The 15,507-nt window shown below is 41.8% G+C and carries 12 protein-coding genes and 1 riboswitch; of the genes, 5 read left to right on the top strand and 7 right to left on the bottom strand.

Annotation, left to right across the window (positions count from 1 at the left end):
- Positions 1–157: 157 nt before the first annotated feature.
- The 6 genes from HJP15_RS14090 to HJP15_RS14065 all read right to left on the bottom strand — a co-directional run bounded on the left by HJP15_RS14090 (position 158) and on the right by HJP15_RS14065 (position 8,803).
- Positions 158–1,390, bottom strand: coding sequence for a cysteine desulfurase-like protein (locus HJP15_RS14090; protein WP_170174033.1), 1,233 nt, complete (start codon positions 1,388–1,390; stop codon positions 158–160).
- Between the two features lie 9 nt (positions 1,391–1,399).
- A complete protein-coding gene (locus HJP15_RS14085) occupies positions 1,400–2,032 on the bottom strand; it encodes a 2OG-Fe dioxygenase family protein (protein WP_082355588.1) in 633 nt (210 codons plus the stop codon).
- Positions 2,033–2,282: 250 nt separating this feature from the next.
- Positions 2,283–4,880 carry a bifunctional aconitate hydratase 2/2-methylisocitrate dehydratase gene (gene acnB / locus HJP15_RS14080; RefSeq protein ID WP_054204562.1) on the bottom strand — a complete coding sequence of 866 codons (2,598 nt, stop codon included), beginning with the start codon at positions 4,878–4,880 and terminating at the stop codon, positions 2,283–2,285.
- 266 nt (positions 4,881–5,146) lie between these two features.
- The gene (locus HJP15_RS14075) at positions 5,147–6,211 is read right to left on the bottom strand and encodes an OmpA family protein (RefSeq protein ID WP_054204552.1); all 1,065 of its coding nucleotides are present in this window, start codon (positions 6,209–6,211) and stop codon (positions 5,147–5,149) included.
- A gap of 466 nt (positions 6,212–6,677) precedes the next feature.
- Complete coding sequence (locus HJP15_RS14070) at positions 6,678–8,093, bottom strand: protein adenylyltransferase SelO (RefSeq protein ID WP_170174032.1); 1,416 nt, start codon at positions 8,091–8,093, stop codon at positions 6,678–6,680.
- An 8-nt stretch (positions 8,094–8,101) separates the two neighbouring features.
- Complete coding sequence (locus HJP15_RS14065; protein WP_170174031.1) at positions 8,102–8,803, bottom strand: DNA-3-methyladenine glycosylase I; 702 nt, start codon at positions 8,801–8,803, stop codon at positions 8,102–8,104.
- 180 nt (positions 8,804–8,983) lie between these two features.
- Positions 8,984–9,177, top strand: a riboswitch (Lysine riboswitch).
- A gap of 137 nt (positions 9,178–9,314) precedes the next feature.
- Here HJP15_RS14065 and dapA point away from each other — a divergent pair.
- The 5 genes from dapA (at position 9,315) to HJP15_RS14040 (ending at position 14,538) form a co-directional block, all read left to right on the top strand.
- A complete protein-coding gene (dapA, locus tag HJP15_RS14060; protein WP_170174030.1) occupies positions 9,315–10,199 on the top strand; it encodes a 4-hydroxy-tetrahydrodipicolinate synthase in 885 nt (294 codons plus the stop codon).
- Between the two features lie 15 nt (positions 10,200–10,214).
- Entirely contained in the window at positions 10,215–10,955 is a 741-nt protein-coding gene (locus HJP15_RS14055) for a 2,3,4,5-tetrahydropyridine-2,6-dicarboxylate N-succinyltransferase (RefSeq protein WP_054206877.1), read from the top strand.
- Positions 10,955–12,160 (top strand): PLP-dependent decarboxylase, encoded by a 1,206-nt coding sequence (locus tag HJP15_RS14050; RefSeq protein WP_170174029.1) that lies wholly within the window; start codon positions 10,955–10,957, stop codon positions 12,158–12,160. Before HJP15_RS14055 ends, HJP15_RS14050 begins: the two co-directional genes overlap by 1 nt.
- 5 nt (positions 12,161–12,165) lie before the next feature.
- Positions 12,166–13,287 (top strand): succinylglutamate desuccinylase/aspartoacylase family protein, encoded by a 1,122-nt coding sequence (locus tag HJP15_RS14045; protein ID WP_054452897.1) that lies wholly within the window; start codon positions 12,166–12,168, stop codon positions 13,285–13,287.
- 210 nt (positions 13,288–13,497) lie between these two features.
- Positions 13,498–14,538 (top strand): phospholipase A, encoded by a 1,041-nt coding sequence (locus tag HJP15_RS14040; RefSeq protein WP_054206880.1) that lies wholly within the window; start codon positions 13,498–13,500, stop codon positions 14,536–14,538.
- Between the two features lie 55 nt (positions 14,539–14,593).
- On the opposite strand, the gene HJP15_RS14035 is transcribed toward HJP15_RS14040, so the two are convergent.
- Positions 14,594–15,487 (bottom strand): bifunctional GNAT family N-acetyltransferase/hotdog fold thioesterase, encoded by an 894-nt coding sequence (locus HJP15_RS14035; protein WP_054206913.1) that lies wholly within the window; start codon positions 15,485–15,487, stop codon positions 14,594–14,596.
- Positions 15,488–15,507 lie beyond the last annotated feature (20 nt).

Here is a 15,507-nt window from a genome sequence, read left to right as displayed (position 1 = left end):
CAGTAAGCGGTAAGCGGTAAGCGGTAAGCGGTAAGCCAAAAAGTTTGAGTGTTGCCAATTATTATGCCAACACTTAAACAGGACTCGGGCAGCTTAAAACTTATAGCTTATAGCTTATAGCTTATAGCTTAAAACTTACAGCTTATGACTTATAGCTCTAAAGTAATTGATCAAACAAATCAAACAACTTATCTAGCTCTTCGATGGTGTTGTAATGCATACAACCGATGCGCACAACACCACCGGAATCTAATACACCTAACTGCTTACATAAGCCTTGTGCATAGAAATTACCATCCCATACACAAATATGCTGCTTACCTAAAAATTCGGACACTTCACGTGGTGCGAGTCCTTCAAAGGTTAAAGCAAAAGTGGGAGTGCGCTCAGCTAAGCGATCTAAATCATCAATTCCAAACAGCTTAATATTAGGGTAATTAACTAAGCGGGTTAGGAAGTACTCACTTAATGCCATTTCGTGCTGTTTTGTTTTAGTAAATGCCACGGCCAATTTTTCACGGCGTGGGTGGCTGTCATCTAATTCACTTATTGCAGCAATGTATTCCACTGCAGCAATCAAACCTGCGAGTGCTTCAAAATTTTGCGTGCCCGTTTCCCAGCGACCTGGGATCACGTCTTTTGCTGGCTCTACTTTATAAGGCGTAAACCCTTCTAAGTGTTCGCGCTTACCGTAAACCATACCTAAGTGTGGGCCAAAAAATTTATAAGCTGAACAGGCTAAAAAATCACAATCTAAGGCTTGAGTATCAATCAGTTCATGCGGCGCATAATGCACGGCATCTACATACACCAATGCACCTACAGCGTGTGCAAGCTCAACAATGCGCTTAATATCGTTAATAGAGCCGGTTGTATTTGATGCATAGGTCACAGCAACTAACTTAGTATTGTTGTTTAGTAAGCTTTCAAAATGCGCTAAATCTAAACTGCAATCAGCTTCGTTAATAAGGGCGGTATTAACTTTAACACCTTTATCTTCTGCTGCTTGCTGCCATGATGATACATTTGAGAAGTGATCTGCATTAGTAACAATGATCTCATCACTTGCTTGCCAGTCCCGTGAAATCGCGCGGCTAAAACTAAACGTTAGACTCGTCATATTTGCGCCAAATACGATTTGATCGCTCGATGGCGCATTGAGTAAATCAGCAGCCGCTTGACGAGCATTAGTCATTAGTTCAACGGTTTTATCGCTTGAGAAAAAAGCACCACCTAAATTAGAGTTGTAATAACCTAAATAAGCCGACATGGCGCTTAATACTGATTGCGGGACTTGCGAGCCACCAGGGCCATCTAAAAATATGGGCGACTTTCCTGCTACTTGCTGCATTAATGCTGGAAATTGACGTCGTAGTTTAGTTAAATTCATCGTTATTCCTTAAGCCGTCAACACAAAACAATCAAGGTAGCCTGCTTTACTCGCATCAATTTTATTCATTGGAGTCGCGTTGTGCCACACTTCACGGTCATTAATAAGCGCAAACATACCGTCTTTAATTTCCATTTTGAAACACGGCTCAGCTTGTTTGTTTTCATACACAAGTAGCTCGCCACCTTCTAAATTCTCATGTGAGACACCACAAATACACACATGGTCAAAACCATCTTGATGAATACCTTCGGGCGCTGGCGGTGTGTTGCTTTCAATTGCAAGCATGCGAAATTGATGAATTTCAATATCACGTTCTTCGCTTATACCTGTAATAGCACGAAACTCATTCACGATGCTTTTCATACCATTGCTTGCTAATAAGCTCGGCTCTAGATTTTCATAAGTGCGCTCTACATTACCTTGAAAAGTATTAATTGAATCATCTTGTACAAATGCTTTTGCAGCTTGTAATACTAGTTCATCATTTTGGACTTTAATCACTGAATAACGGCGTTTACGAAACGCACCATCGGCATAAGGATTAGCTGGGAGATTAGCAAATGATGGCTTTACCGCCTCGATATGAGCTTGGTTTACAAAACGAAGTTGTAGGAGGTTTTGGTTGTTTAATGCTGTCATAAAGATCTCGCCTAAAAATAAGAGGATTAACCCATAGAATAATGCGAGGATTTTAATGCAAACTCAGTAGATAATTGATTTTATATCGACACAAAGAAAAAATAGTTAACATTAATATTGCTCTAAATAACTAAAAATCAAATTAAATAACCAAACAAATTAGACTCTCCTGAATTGGTAGCTGCAATAGTTAGATATAAGAAATAAAAAAGCCTGCAGTGCAGGCTTTTATCTAACGATTAAGTAATATTTAAACTGCTTGCTGAATGATCACTTGGTCTGCTTTTTTAGTATAAGCAGGCATGCGATGGAAATTTAAATAACGGTATGTATCTGCTGCTGTTGCATTGATTTTCGCTGCATATTCTTGATATTCATCAGCCGTTGGTAGCTTACCTAAAATAGCCGCTACTGCTGCAAGCTCAGCTGATGCCAAGAATACATTTGCGCCATTACCTAAACGATTTGGGAAGTTACGGGTAGAGGTAGAAACCACTGTGGCTTTATCTGCTACACGTGCTTGATTCCCCATACATAATGAACACCCAGGGGTTTCGATTCGTGCACCAACACGACCAAAAATACCGTAGTAGCCTTCCTCTGTGAGTTGGTCTTTATCCATCTTAGTTGGCGGAGCAACCCACAGCTGCGTGGGAATGCGACCTTCAAAGCCATCGAGTAGTTTACCCGCTGCACGAAAGTGACCAATATTAGTCATACATGAACCAATAAATACTTCGTCGATTTTCTCACCCGTAACATCTGATAATAAACGTGCATCATCAGGATCATTTGGCGCACAAAGTATGGGTTCTTTAATGTCAGTTAAATCAATTTCAAGTACGTGTTTATACTCTGCGTCTGCGTCAGCTTCCATTAGTTCAGGATTTGCTAACCAGTCTTGCATTGCTGTAATTCGACGCTCAATAGTACGCACATCGCCGTAGCCTTCAGAGATCATCCACTTAAGCATTACAATGTTAGATTCAAGATATTCAGCGATAGACTCTTTAGAAAGTTTAACCGCACAACCCGCAGCTGAACGCTCTGCCGACGCATCAGATAATTCAAACGCTTGCTCAACAGTTAAGTGCTCAACGCCTTCAATTTCTAGTACGCGACCAGAAAACTCGTTGATCTTACCTTTTTTCTCAACGGTTAATAGGCCTTCTTTAATACCGTAGTAAGGGATTGCATGTACAAGGTCACGTAACGTGATACCTGGTTGTATTTCACCTTTAAAACGAACCAAAATAGACTCTGGCATATCAAGTGGCATTACACCGGTTGCAGCTGCAAATGCAACGGCTCCTGAACCTGCGGGGAATGAAATGCCTAATGGGAAACGTGTATGTGAATCTCCGCCCGTGCCTACGGTATCTGGTAATAGCATACGGTTTAACCATGAGTGAATTACACCATCACCAGGGCGAAGAGAAACGCCTCCACGGTTCATGATAAAATCAGGGAGCGTGTGATGTGTGTTTACATCAATAGGTTTAGGGTAAGCCGATGTATGGCAGAAAGACTGCATTGTTAAATCTGCTGAGAAACCTAAACAGGCTAAATCTTTAAGTTCATCACGCGTCATTGGGCCTGTTGTATCTTGCGAACCCACAGTGGTCATTTTAGGCTCACAGTATTGACCTGGGCGAATACCTACAACGTTGCATGCTTTACCAACCATTTTTTGAGCCAAGGTAAAGCCTTTGTCAGATGCTTCCGTAACCGCAGGTACTTTAAACACATCTGTTGCACCTAAACCAAGTGATGCACGCGCTTTATCAGTTAAACCGCGACCAATAATCAGCGGAATACGACCACCTGCACGCACTTCATCTAAAATCACCTCAGATTTAAGTTCAAAAGTAGAGATAACTTCATCAGTACCGTGGCGCTTAACAACACCTTCGTATGGATAGATGTCGATTTGCTCGCCCATATTGAGTTCATCAACATTTAACTCGATTGGTAATGCGCCCGAGTCTTCCATTGTGTTGAAAAAGATTGGCGCAATTTTATTACCTAAACATACACCACCAACACGCTTGTTAGGTACAAACGGAATATCATTGCCCATAAACCAAAGCACAGAGTTAGTCGCAGATTTACGTGAAGAGCCCGTACCTACAACATCACCTACATATGCAAGTGGCAAACCTTTTGCTTTTAATTCTTCAAGTTGTGTAATGGGGCCAACTTCGCCGCCTTTATCGGGTGTGATCCCATCACGTTCAATTTTTAACATTGCTAAAGCATGCAATGGGATATCAGGACGAGACCATGCATCTGGTGCTGGCGACAAATCATCAGTATTTGTTTCACCCGTTACTTTAAATACAGTCACTGAAATTTTTTCAGCAACCGCTGGCTTAGTCATAAACCACTGTGCATTTGCCCAAGATTCGATGATTTGCTTAGCAAAAACATTACCCGCTTTTGATTTTTCTTCAACATCATAGAATGCATCAAACATTAATAATGTGTTTGCAAGGCCCTTAGCTACAATTGGCGCTAATGTTTCGTCATCAAGTAGATCAATCATTGGCGCAATATTATAGCCACCTAGCATGGTGCCTAATAATTCAGCTGCTTTTTCTTTTGATATGAGTGGTGAAATGGCTTCCTCTTTAGCAACCGCCGCTAAAAAACCAGCCTTAATGTAAGCAGCATCATCCACTCCAGGTGGCACACGATTTACTAATAAATTTAGAATAAACTCTTCCTCACCTGCAGGTGGAGTTTTTACTAATTCGATAAGATCAGCCGTTTGCTGAGCATCCAATGGCGCTGGTACGATACCTAACGCAGCACGCTCTTCGACGTGTGTACGATAATCTTGTAGCACAATATTTGCCCTCTTGGTGACGTTAAAGTAGTCAGCAGTGCGCGCTTTCACGAAACTTACCAAATACTTATAGAATTTTGACAATTAATTATAGAGCTTTTAAGTATAGATTAAAGCCCATACAGTAAAGCTAACCGCAATACCCACTATAAATAAAATGAATACAACTTAAAGAAGTCACTATTCACATGAATACCAATTGCGAATCATTATTATCAGACATAAAAAAACCCAGCACTTGGCTGGGTTTTTAAATACTATAACTATTAACGTTTAACTTTTACACGCTCAACAGTTGATACATGTGCTTCAACACGACGGTTTTCTGCGTGTGCAGCTCGTGTGTTAGCTGTATTTTTAAGACGCTCTTCACCGAAACCAACAGTAGTGATACGGTCTCTTGAGATGCCATCTTTAACTAACTCATCAGCAACATCATCTGCGCGCTTCTTAGAAAGTTTTTTGTTGTAACTTGCGTCACCCACAGCTGAAGCATGACCTTCAAGTAATACTGTTGTATCTGTATGCTCTTTTAAGAACTTTGATACTGAAGCAATATCATCGAAGTACTGTTGCTTAACCATTGCAGAATCATGCGGGAAAGTAACTAATAAGCTAGTTGTTACTTTAGTATCTTTATACAAAGTACAACCGTTAGCATCAACTGCATCAGCCATTGGTGTATTAGGGCAGTTATCATTTGCATCAGCAATATTATCGTTGTCGCTATCAGTAGGCTCTACAGCAACAGGTACTACAGCAGCAGTCACTGGCGCAGGTTTAACTGGCGCAGCTGACGAAGTTTGATTACCAAATAAGTAGCTTAAACCTAATTTACCAGCAACATCTGTGTAACCACGGTCAAGGCCTTGGTAGATAGACGTTTCAGCATTAAATGCAAAGTTATCTGTAAAGTAATGTTGGTAACCAGCACCTACGTTTGCAAAAGTAAGTTTTTCCATAACATCGATCTGTTTAAGACCGAAGATGCCATAAAATGGACCGCCGTCAATGTGGTAAAGACCATCGATACCTAAGCGATCGCCGCCCATACTTGTTTTTGTCATAGCAGGATTTGCATTTGAGATATCAAAATCCATATCAGCGTACTCAAGACGTGCACTCCAGTAATCGTTAAAACGATAACCTAGTTCAGCACCCCATCCTGTTGAATCATCAACGTTAGTACCAGCGCTGCCACGTACATTTTCCCATGAAGCATCGTAATAATCGCCAAATGCGCCAATAAAGAAACCTTCTTTCTCAGCAGCGAAACTTGAAGCGCTAGTTGCAGCTAGTGCTAATGCAATTGTAAGTGATTTTAATTTCATTGTTTTCTTCCCATTTTAACAATTAAAACTGTAGCTAAGTAGTCCTAGCTCATTAAGTGTGCCCAGAGTACCGAATCTTTTGTTAATCATTACTTAACGAAAACACTTAAATTGTATTTTTTTACAAAATAAAGTATTTATTAAAAATAAAGCGCCCTACATTATAGTTCAGATAAAAAACTTTACCTAACCTACTTAAATCTCGTACTGGATTAGTTAGTTAATAGATGACAACCATTTACAGTTGAATAACATCTTAAGGAACAAGGCCTTTTTTCACTAATCCTAGTGGTGTGCATTATATTGGTTAATTTTAAATCAACAAGTAGAAAACGCATTTATTTCATATAATAAGTAAGAAATAATCATGAAAAATTCCTTTTATCATGATAAATGCTGTAGCTTGATTATTACCTTTAATAATTAACCCATTATAGGTCCGAAATACATCTATAAATTCATCAATTTAGGTACCACAAAAGGTTTTATATTGCGCACCGCCATCGGCAGGTGGTTGTAGCCATTGTGCGTTCTCTATCATTAACTTATACGGATTTTGCAGTGCAACTAAATATGCAGCCAATACCTCACTTGAACCTTTATTCTCAAATTCTTCAATAATAGCTTCAACAATATGGTTACGTGGGATCATCATTGGGTTTGCCGCTCGCATTATCGCAAAACTATGTTGGTCGGTGCGTTTTAGCCACTTTAGTGACCACGCTTTTAGTGGCTGAGATATTACCTGCTCACCCTGCAGTGACTTGGTAAGCTCATCAAAGGTATTGGTATAATCTAATTTGTGGTCTTTTAATATCGCCAATAACTCAGCAACTAACTGCGCATCATCTGTATGGTGACCTGCAAAACCGAGTTTTTGAGCCCACATTTGCGTAAACGCTTGGTTAAACTGCTCAGCAAAACCATTTATTAATGGGCTAAGTAATTCGACGGCTTGTTCATCATCTTCGTGTATGAGTGGCAGCAAGCTCTCAGCCAAACGCGCACAATTCCAGTTAGCTATGTTAGGCTGACTGCCAAATGCGTACCGCGCTTGTCGATCAATTGAGCTAAACACAGTATCAAAATCAAATTGATTCATCATCGCACATGGGCCGTAATCAATCGTCTCACCACTTATCAGTGTATTATCTGTATTCATCACGCCATGAATAAAACCAACCCGCATCCAACTTACGACCAAAGTGATTTGCTTTTCAATAACAGCTTTTAAAAATGCTAAGTAACGATCTGACCCTGTGGATTGAATTTCAGGGTAATGGCGCGCAATTGCACTATCAGCTAATGCCTGTAACGCTGACACGTCCCCTTGAGTTGCTAAATACTGAAAAGACCCCACTCTAATATGGCTACTTGCAACACGCGTTACTATCGCACCTTGCTGTGGTGGTTGCCTATAAACCGTTTCTCCACTGGCAACCACGGCTAAACAGCGTGTAGTCGGAACACTTAAGCCATGCATTGCTTCACTCATAATGTATTCACGTATCGCAGGGCCAATAGCACAGCGCCCATCACCACCACGAGAGAATGGCGTAGCACCGGACCCTTTTAACTGAATATCCCACAGCTGTTGATGTTGATCAGATACGGCACCCAATAAATGCGCGCGGCCGTCTCCTAAGCGTGGTGAAAAATGCCCAAATTGATGCCCTGAATACCCCAATGCAACGGCCGCAACAGTGCTGTTACTGGTATTTCCGCTAAAGATGGATGCGCGCTCTGACGGACTCGCTTGAATATCGAGCTGTTTAGCTACCGCCTCATTCCAAAGTAATAAAGTTGGTGCAACAACAGGGCTAGGTAAATCAGGGACTGCAAAATCTTCTGCAATATGAGTATAGCGACTAACAAGTTTCATTGGATTCCTTAGGCTTCGGTTGTTTGTATGCCAACGCGGTTATCACCCACGCTGTATGCCACTAATAAACTCAGCACTTGGAGGCTTAAGCCACTTTGCTGCTGTAATTCATTAAAAAAGTGCTGTGCGCTATTTAGTGATTTTTTAGTTTGCAAACCACCATCAATAATTTTATGCCCACGAAGATAAGCCTCAACATCACGCGACAACAAAAAGGTATCTTTGCCTAATGCGCGCAGTGTGTACGGGCCTGTGTTACCCCCTAAACGTGCACCGTGCTTTTTAAAATACGCCCACAAACCAATTATATCGTCACTTGGCCAATCAGCCACAAACTGACTAAAACTGCCATGCTGCTGAGCAACGTCGTGAATCATATATGCATTTTCTGGAATAGTTTGTACTTTTTTAAAGTTGCGAATAATACGTTCGTCAGTTGCTTTTTGCTCTAGCATATCAGGTGGCATCATCAGTAATTTTTCTACATTAAAGTCCCAAAAAACCTCTCTAAAGCCTGTCCATTTACTATTAATAACCGACCAATAAAAGCCGCTTTGAAATACCTTACGGGTAAATTCTTCAAGCCATGCATCATCAGGCAAGCATTTTAGTTGCTTATTAGAAAGCGGCGCGTAAAGCAATTGCTCAAGCATCGCTTCACTGCCTTTACGCTGCGCTGCTCGCTGATAAATTTCCTGAAATTTTTCCATTACTGAATACCCTTAAACCGACTTTGTTTGCTAGTGTACGAAAAAAAACATTAATACGTAACCACCCTCTCGAAGCGATCGCTCAAAAGCCAACTTGACACCTAGACGGCTAAAATGCTTTAATCACTGCCATTACCCCTATTTAAGGTGTAAGTTTTTTATTTAATGAAACTTACACTGTGGGCTAGAAGAGGTGCGTTATTCAGGTAACGTATGTGAGGAGCACACACTCCAATGATCATACGTGAGGGGAATTAACGCCGAGAAGTAACATTTTTTGTGAAGGGTTACTTCGGGCGACTGGGTTGAATCCCAGCGACTGTCACCAATAACAGCGCTGCTGTTAAATTTTTTGGTGGAGAGCTTCTGGTCTTAGCATGATAAGGCCATTGCGCCCTATTATATTAAGCCCATTCGCTCTTCGGATTATATTAGTTCGAATGACTACGATGCGGCGCACTTTCACGTACCCCACAGCATACTCATCGAACACTCTATAAGTTCGTTGTAGATGAAAAACAATTTTGATTTAAACAACTATCCTTTATGGACAGCACTTGTAACGCCTTTTACTGACGCTGGCGAAGTCGACTATGCGATTCTTGATCAATTAGTTGCGCAACAGCAAGCAGCAAATAACGGCATTTTACTGCTTGGCAGCACAGGCGAAGGCCTTGCCTTAACGCTTAAAGAGCAACAAGCCATTGTTGAACATGTATGCCAATTAAATCCGACCGTACCGCTTATGGTTGCTGTTGGCGGTATGAACCTCAAACAACAAATTGCTTGGGTTGAATACTGCAATAAACTGCCTATTCACGGCTACTTACTTGGCTCTCCTCTTTACGCAAAGCCAGGCGTGATTGGTCAAACCCACTGGTTTGAAAACCTACTCGATGCCAGTGTTCATCCATGCATGCTTTATAACGTCCCAGGGCGCAGCGCTGTTGATATTCCACCTGCCGTAATTAGCAATTTAAAAAATCATAAAAATTTATGGGCGCTAAAAGAAGCCAGTGGCGACATCGCCAAGTTTGAAGGTTTTAGAAATGCCGCACCACAGTTAGCTATTTTTAGTGGTGATGACGCACTTATGCCTTACTTTGCCCAAGCGGGTGCAAAAGGTTTAGTGTCTGTTGCAGCCAATGCGTGGCCGACACAAACCCATGAATTTGTAAAACGTAGCCTTAGCGGCCAACACCCCAATTTATTTGCCGATTGGTCACAAGCGATTCAAAGCTTGTTCACCGTGGCAAATCCTATTCCCGTTAAAGTATTGATGCATTTACAAGGGCGTATTACTAGCCCGTATTTGCGCCCACCTTTAACGCACCTTGAGTTAACGCAAACTGATTGTATCAGTAATGCAAATAACACCATTTTATCTTGGCATTAAATACAGGTTTTTATAATGAGCTGGTTAGAACTATTAAATAATTTAGAATCGGGCGCCGTACGCGCAGCAACACAAGACGATAACGGCCAATGGCATGCAAACGTTGAAGTAAAAAAAGGTATTTTAGAAGCGTTTAAAAACGGCACTAATACTGAATTCGCTGGTGGTTTTGTAGATAAACATAACCTAGCACCACAAGAATTCACTGCTGAAAATGGTGTGCGTATGGTACCAGGTGGCTCAAGTGTTCGCCGCGGTGCACATGTTGCTAAAGGCACGATTATCATGCCACCAGCGTATGTAAACATTGGTGCATTTATTGACGAAGGCACTATGGTTGATAGCCACGCCTTGGTTGGTTCGTGTGCGCAAGTAGGTAAAAATGTACATTTAAGCGCTGCAGTACAATTAGGCGGCGTACTTGAGCCAATTGGCGCAAGCCCTGTAGTCGTTGAAGACGACGCATTTATTGGCGCAGGTTGTGTGATTGTTGAAGGCGTAGTCGTTAAAAAAGGCGCAGTACTTGCCCCTGGCGTACGTTTATCAGCCACTATCCCTGTATATGACTGCGTAAATGAGCGTCAGCTTGATAAAGGCGAACCTATTCCAGAATACGCGATTGTTATACCAGGTTCTCGTCCTGCATCAAACGCATGGGCACGCGAGCAAGGTTTAAGCATGTCATGCGCGTTAATCGTAAAATACCGCGACGAACAAAGCGATGCGTCATTACTTCTTGAAGAGGTTTTACGTTAATGACCTTTTTGAGCACGCCAGTTAAAACCGCCATTGATGAGTTATCAAGCCAGCTTGATACGCCATTTTTTGTGTATGACCTTGATACCCTAAACGCACACTTAGCGCGTTTAGTAACGCAAACACAGGTAAAGCTTTGGTATGCCGTTAAAGCTAATCCCCTATCTAAAGTGATTCAAAGCTTAGATAGCGCAGACTTTAACTTTGATGTTGCAAGCAAGGGCGAACTTGAGCAAGTACTTGCTCAAGGTATTAACAGCGAGCGCGTGCTCAACACCGGGCCTGCAAAGAGCCCGAAACAAATTAAACACTTTATTGAGCGCGGAGTACGCATATTTGTTGCCGAAAGCCTCAATCAAGTACGCTGGCTCAATGAGCAAGCAAGCTTACTAAACTGTCAGCTGCAAGTATTGCTGCGCGTACAATTACGCTGGCCCGAAGGCGAAAAAAACCCACTAGGTGGCGATAGCTTAACGCCGTTTGGGCTCGGTTGTGATGAATGGCAGGCGCTAAATACTCGCGACTACCCTGCGCTAAACTTTGACGGCCTGCATATTTTTCAGTGGGGCAATATGCTCAGCAGTGACAAACTCGCAGAGCTCTGGTCACAAATGATTGCGCCGCTAACGCAACTTGCCGACGACTTAGGCATTAATTTAAAAGTACTCGATTTAGGCGGTGGTTTAGGTATTCCATACACGTTAGATGCGCCCACTCTAAGCTGGGGTGCACTGATTGATGCACTTGCAAAAATTAAACGCGATGCTGGCGTAGATGAATTATGGATGGAACTTGGTCGTTATGCCGTAGGTGAGTGTGGTCATTACGCAACGCCTGTCGTTGAAAGTAAATTAAACTATGGCCAACAACAAGTGATTTTAAGCGGTGGAATAAACCACTTATTACGCCCAGCGGTAACCAGCCAAGACTTCCCTGTACGACTATTGCGTGAGTCAAACGCAACAACGCAAGCAATGAGTTTATATGGCCCACTGTGCACTGCGCTTGATTGCTTAGGCGAACACCATTTACCTAAGGATTTAAATGAACATGACTGGCTGGTATTTAGTCAGTGTGGCGCCTACGGATTTACCGAAAGCATGCCGTACTTTTTATGCCATGAATTAGCCGCCGAATACACGTTACAAAATGGCCAATTAACCTGTGTACGTCAAGCTGAAGATGCTAGCTACTACCTGAGGTAATTAATATGAGTACTACAACACCCATTAGCCAAGAAAACATTGTAGTCGGTGAAGTCGCCAATGGTTTACCGCTCACGATTCCAGTGTATCGAATTAAAGGCGATGGCAGCGGCCCTAGCGTTTACGTGCAAGCAAATATGCATGGCGCAGAAGTGCAAGGTAATGCCGTTATCTTCCAATTACTTGAGCAGCTTAAGTGCCTTAAACTCAAAGGCGATATCACTTTAGTCCCTTACGCGAATCCTATTGGTTGCAATCAAAAATCAGGGGAATTTACCCTCGGTCGCTTTGATCCAATAACGGGCACCAACTGGAACCGTATGTATCACTGCAACAGTAACTTAGCGGTGCAATTTGCCGAGCAATACGCAGATGCAGATGATCACACTTTAAAAAGCGCATTTAAAGCCGCGCTGATCGATGAAGTCGATCAGCAATTAACGGGCCCCGCGTACCGCCTAACCACAGGTAAACGCATTGCTCTTAATTTGCAAAAGCTCGCCCACCAAGCAGATATTGTTTTGGATTTACACACGGGGCCAATCTCTAGCCAGCATTTATATTGCCCTGATTATGCGAAAGCCAGCGCCAGCTACTTTAATATTCCCCATGTGTTATTTATCCCAAATGACTTTGATGGTGCAATGGACGAAGCCAGTTTTTGCCCATGGTGGCAATTAACAGACGCACTTGCCAAACAAGGTCGTGAGTTTGCCGTGCAGGTTGAAGCGTTTACCGTGGAGCTTGGTAGCCAAGAAAAAATTGATTTGAGTGCAGCATTTGATGATGCCAATAGTATTTTAAGCTATCTAAATCATAAACAAGTATTACTTGATGCACCTCACCTGCCAAAAGCGATAACTCGCTATGGCTGCAATTTAAATGACTACCTTGCCTATTACGCACCAATGGGCGGCATGGTCGAATATATTGCGCCATTGGGGGGTCACATCAAAGCGGGTGAGCCAATTGCAAAAGTACTGCGCATGGAGCGTTATTTAAGTGAGCAGCCTTTGCAAACACTCACACTTGATTGTGATGCCATCGCAATTTTGCACTTTGCATCAGCGAGTGTAAACCAAGGCACTGAACTGTATAAATTTTTTACTAACGTATTTGAGCTTTAACTTTTGTGTAAAGCTCACTCCCATCTCATTGCGTGAGAGCAATATCACCTTAGGGTAATATTGCATTGAACAAGCGGCTACGGCCGCTTTTTCTCTTTTTGCATAGTATAAAATCAATTCAAATAGATAAGTTCAGTAAAAGTTCACCATCATTAAGTTAAAAACACGGTATACTTTTAACAACACACGGTTTTTCTCAAAGGAATAATAATGACTTGGCGCTACGGGATTCTATTTACTACATTGTTGTCCAGCACTGCAATTGCACAACAAGCACAAATCGAAAAAAAGAACGAACAAAGCAGCAATATTGAACTCGTAAAGCAATGTATTTTAAATGAAGCTATTGCTGGTGATGGCAACCAAACGCTAGACCAACTTCGTAAAAAGTGTTCAGCACTTGATGAAAGTAAACAAATTACAGCACTTGATAAACGTCAAGCCCGTGAACAAGTAAGCCAGAAAAACCGCAATGTCATAACTCCGCACAAACGTAATTACATATTGCCTTTGTCATATGTATCAAACCCAAATGTACGCCCGTTTGATGGCTTAAATGAATTAACCCAAGACAGTGACGGCGAACCACTTGATAATCTTGAAGCAAAGTATCAACTATCAATCAAAGTTCCTTTATATAACGACTTTGATGATGAAGATCAGGCTGTATATTTTGGCTTTACATTGCAATCATTTTGGCAGCTTTATAACAAAGAAATCTCATCTCCATTTCGCGAAACAAATTACGAACCGGAGATCTTTTGGGTTAACTTCCTCGATCCTGAACATGTGCTTTGGGGTGATGAAATGGCAATTTCAATTGGCGCAGTACACCAATCAAATGGTCGAAGCCAACCCAACTCGCGATCATGGAACCGCATTTATGCTGATTTCATCTGGGAAAATGAAGGATTTGTTTTTAGCTTTAAACCTTGGTACCGCATTTCAGAAGAAAGAAAAGAAGACCCTATGGTAGCAAAAGGCGATGACAACCCTGATATCCATAAATATATGGGGTACTTTGAATTTTCAGGCGCATATCGCTGGAACGAACACGAATTTAGTTTTATGACCCGCAATAATTTAAATTCAGATAATCGTGGTGCTATTCAATTAGATTGGTCTTTTCCTTTATGGGGTAGGCTACGCGGCTACGGGCAATACTTTAACGGCTACGGTGAAAGTTTAATTGACTACAACGCAGATATAGAGCGCATCGGCATCGGTATACTCTTGACTGATCTTCTATAAGCACTATTTAAAAAGCCAAGTATTCACTTGGCTTTTTATTTAGCATATAACAGCGCTATTTTTTAATAATAAATTGCCCTTCAAATTCAGCGACCAGCACATCGCCATCGTATATTTCAACAGGCACTAAATAACTGGCTTTACCTTCACTTTCAAGCTCGGCTAGCTTTCCTTTACAGCCACTTAAATCAACACTCCCACGAGGCTCATTATTCAACGGCTTTAAATATTTAATATTAGCATCGGCCAACACTATATTACCTTCAAGCTGCGCTTCTTTAAGCGCTAAGTAAGTCGCTCCCCACCCAGTTAATGTCGCTAAGCTATAAATAGATCCTGCAAACATCGTATTGTGCAGGTTTAAATTAGCATCCAAGTCTGCACTGGTCGTGAATTGCCAATCGGTGTAGCTCTCCACTTTAATACCCATTGCATCGCTGATCGGGATCGACTCACGCCATGTATTTTGCAATACTTGAGTCCAATTTGGATGACGAAACCAGCCTGGCTCAGACGGCTTTTGCTTTATCATTTTCCAATGCTGTACATCGTCATAGGCTAAATGGGCTTTTTCTTTTAATTCGTAGCCGTGGCGCTTATAAAAATCCAATGCGCGTTCACGCGCATACAACACAAGCTCACCTGCATCTTGTGTCCATGCTAATTTTTCAAGTTCATGTAATAAGCGACTGCCAATATGCTGATTTCGATTACCTTCAGCCACGGCCATATAACGGACTTGTGCTTGTTGGTGATTATTAAAATGAAGCCGTGCAACACCTAACACTTCACCTGCTTTATTCTTTATAAAACGATGTTCAGCATCTTGCTCTAAATCATCTTGCTCAGAGCCACGCGGTTCATTCCAAGGCGCGCGCAGTACCTGCCAACGTAATTGATAATAAGCTTGCCAATCTTCGCTACTTTGTGGTGTTGTCACCTGAAACATAATCACTCCTGTTGCAATCA

The organism is Pseudoalteromonas sp. NEC-BIFX-2020_002 (assembly GCF_013002825.1).
GTDB classification, from domain to species: Bacteria; Pseudomonadota; Gammaproteobacteria; order Enterobacterales; family Alteromonadaceae; genus Pseudoalteromonas; species Pseudoalteromonas neustonica.
This window is presented reverse-complemented; position numbering and strand designations above follow the sequence as displayed.

Coding starts and splice junctions, on each gene's coding strand:
- HJP15_RS14055 (WP_054206877.1), top strand. CDS start 10,215: ATGAGCTGGTTAGAACTATTAAATAATTTAGAATCGGGCGCCGTACGC.
- HJP15_RS14045 (WP_054452897.1), top strand. CDS start 12,166: ATGAGTACTACAACACCCATTAGCCAAGAAAACATTGTAGTCGGTGAA.
- HJP15_RS14070 (WP_170174032.1), bottom strand. CDS start 8,093: ATGAAACTTGTTAGTCGCTATACTCATATTGCAGAAGATTTTGCAGTC.
- HJP15_RS14040 (WP_054206880.1), top strand. CDS start 13,498: ATGACTTGGCGCTACGGGATTCTATTTACTACATTGTTGTCCAGCACT.
- HJP15_RS14075 (WP_054204552.1), bottom strand. CDS start 6,211: ATGAAATTAAAATCACTTACAATTGCATTAGCACTAGCTGCAACTAGC.
- HJP15_RS14050 (WP_170174029.1), top strand. CDS start 10,955: ATGACCTTTTTGAGCACGCCAGTTAAAACCGCCATTGATGAGTTATCA.
- HJP15_RS14090 (WP_170174033.1), bottom strand. CDS start 1,390: ATGAATTTAACTAAACTACGACGTCAATTTCCAGCATTAATGCAGCAA.
- dapA (WP_170174030.1), top strand. CDS start 9,315: ATGAAAAACAATTTTGATTTAAACAACTATCCTTTATGGACAGCACTT.
- HJP15_RS14085 (WP_082355588.1), bottom strand. CDS start 2,032: ATGACAGCATTAAACAACCAAAACCTCCTACAACTTCGTTTTGTAAAC.
- HJP15_RS14035 (WP_054206913.1), bottom strand. CDS start 15,487: ATGTTTCAGGTGACAACACCACAAAGTAGCGAAGATTGGCAAGCTTAT.
- HJP15_RS14065 (WP_170174031.1), bottom strand. CDS start 8,803: ATGGAAAAATTTCAGGAAATTTATCAGCGAGCAGCGCAGCGTAAAGGC.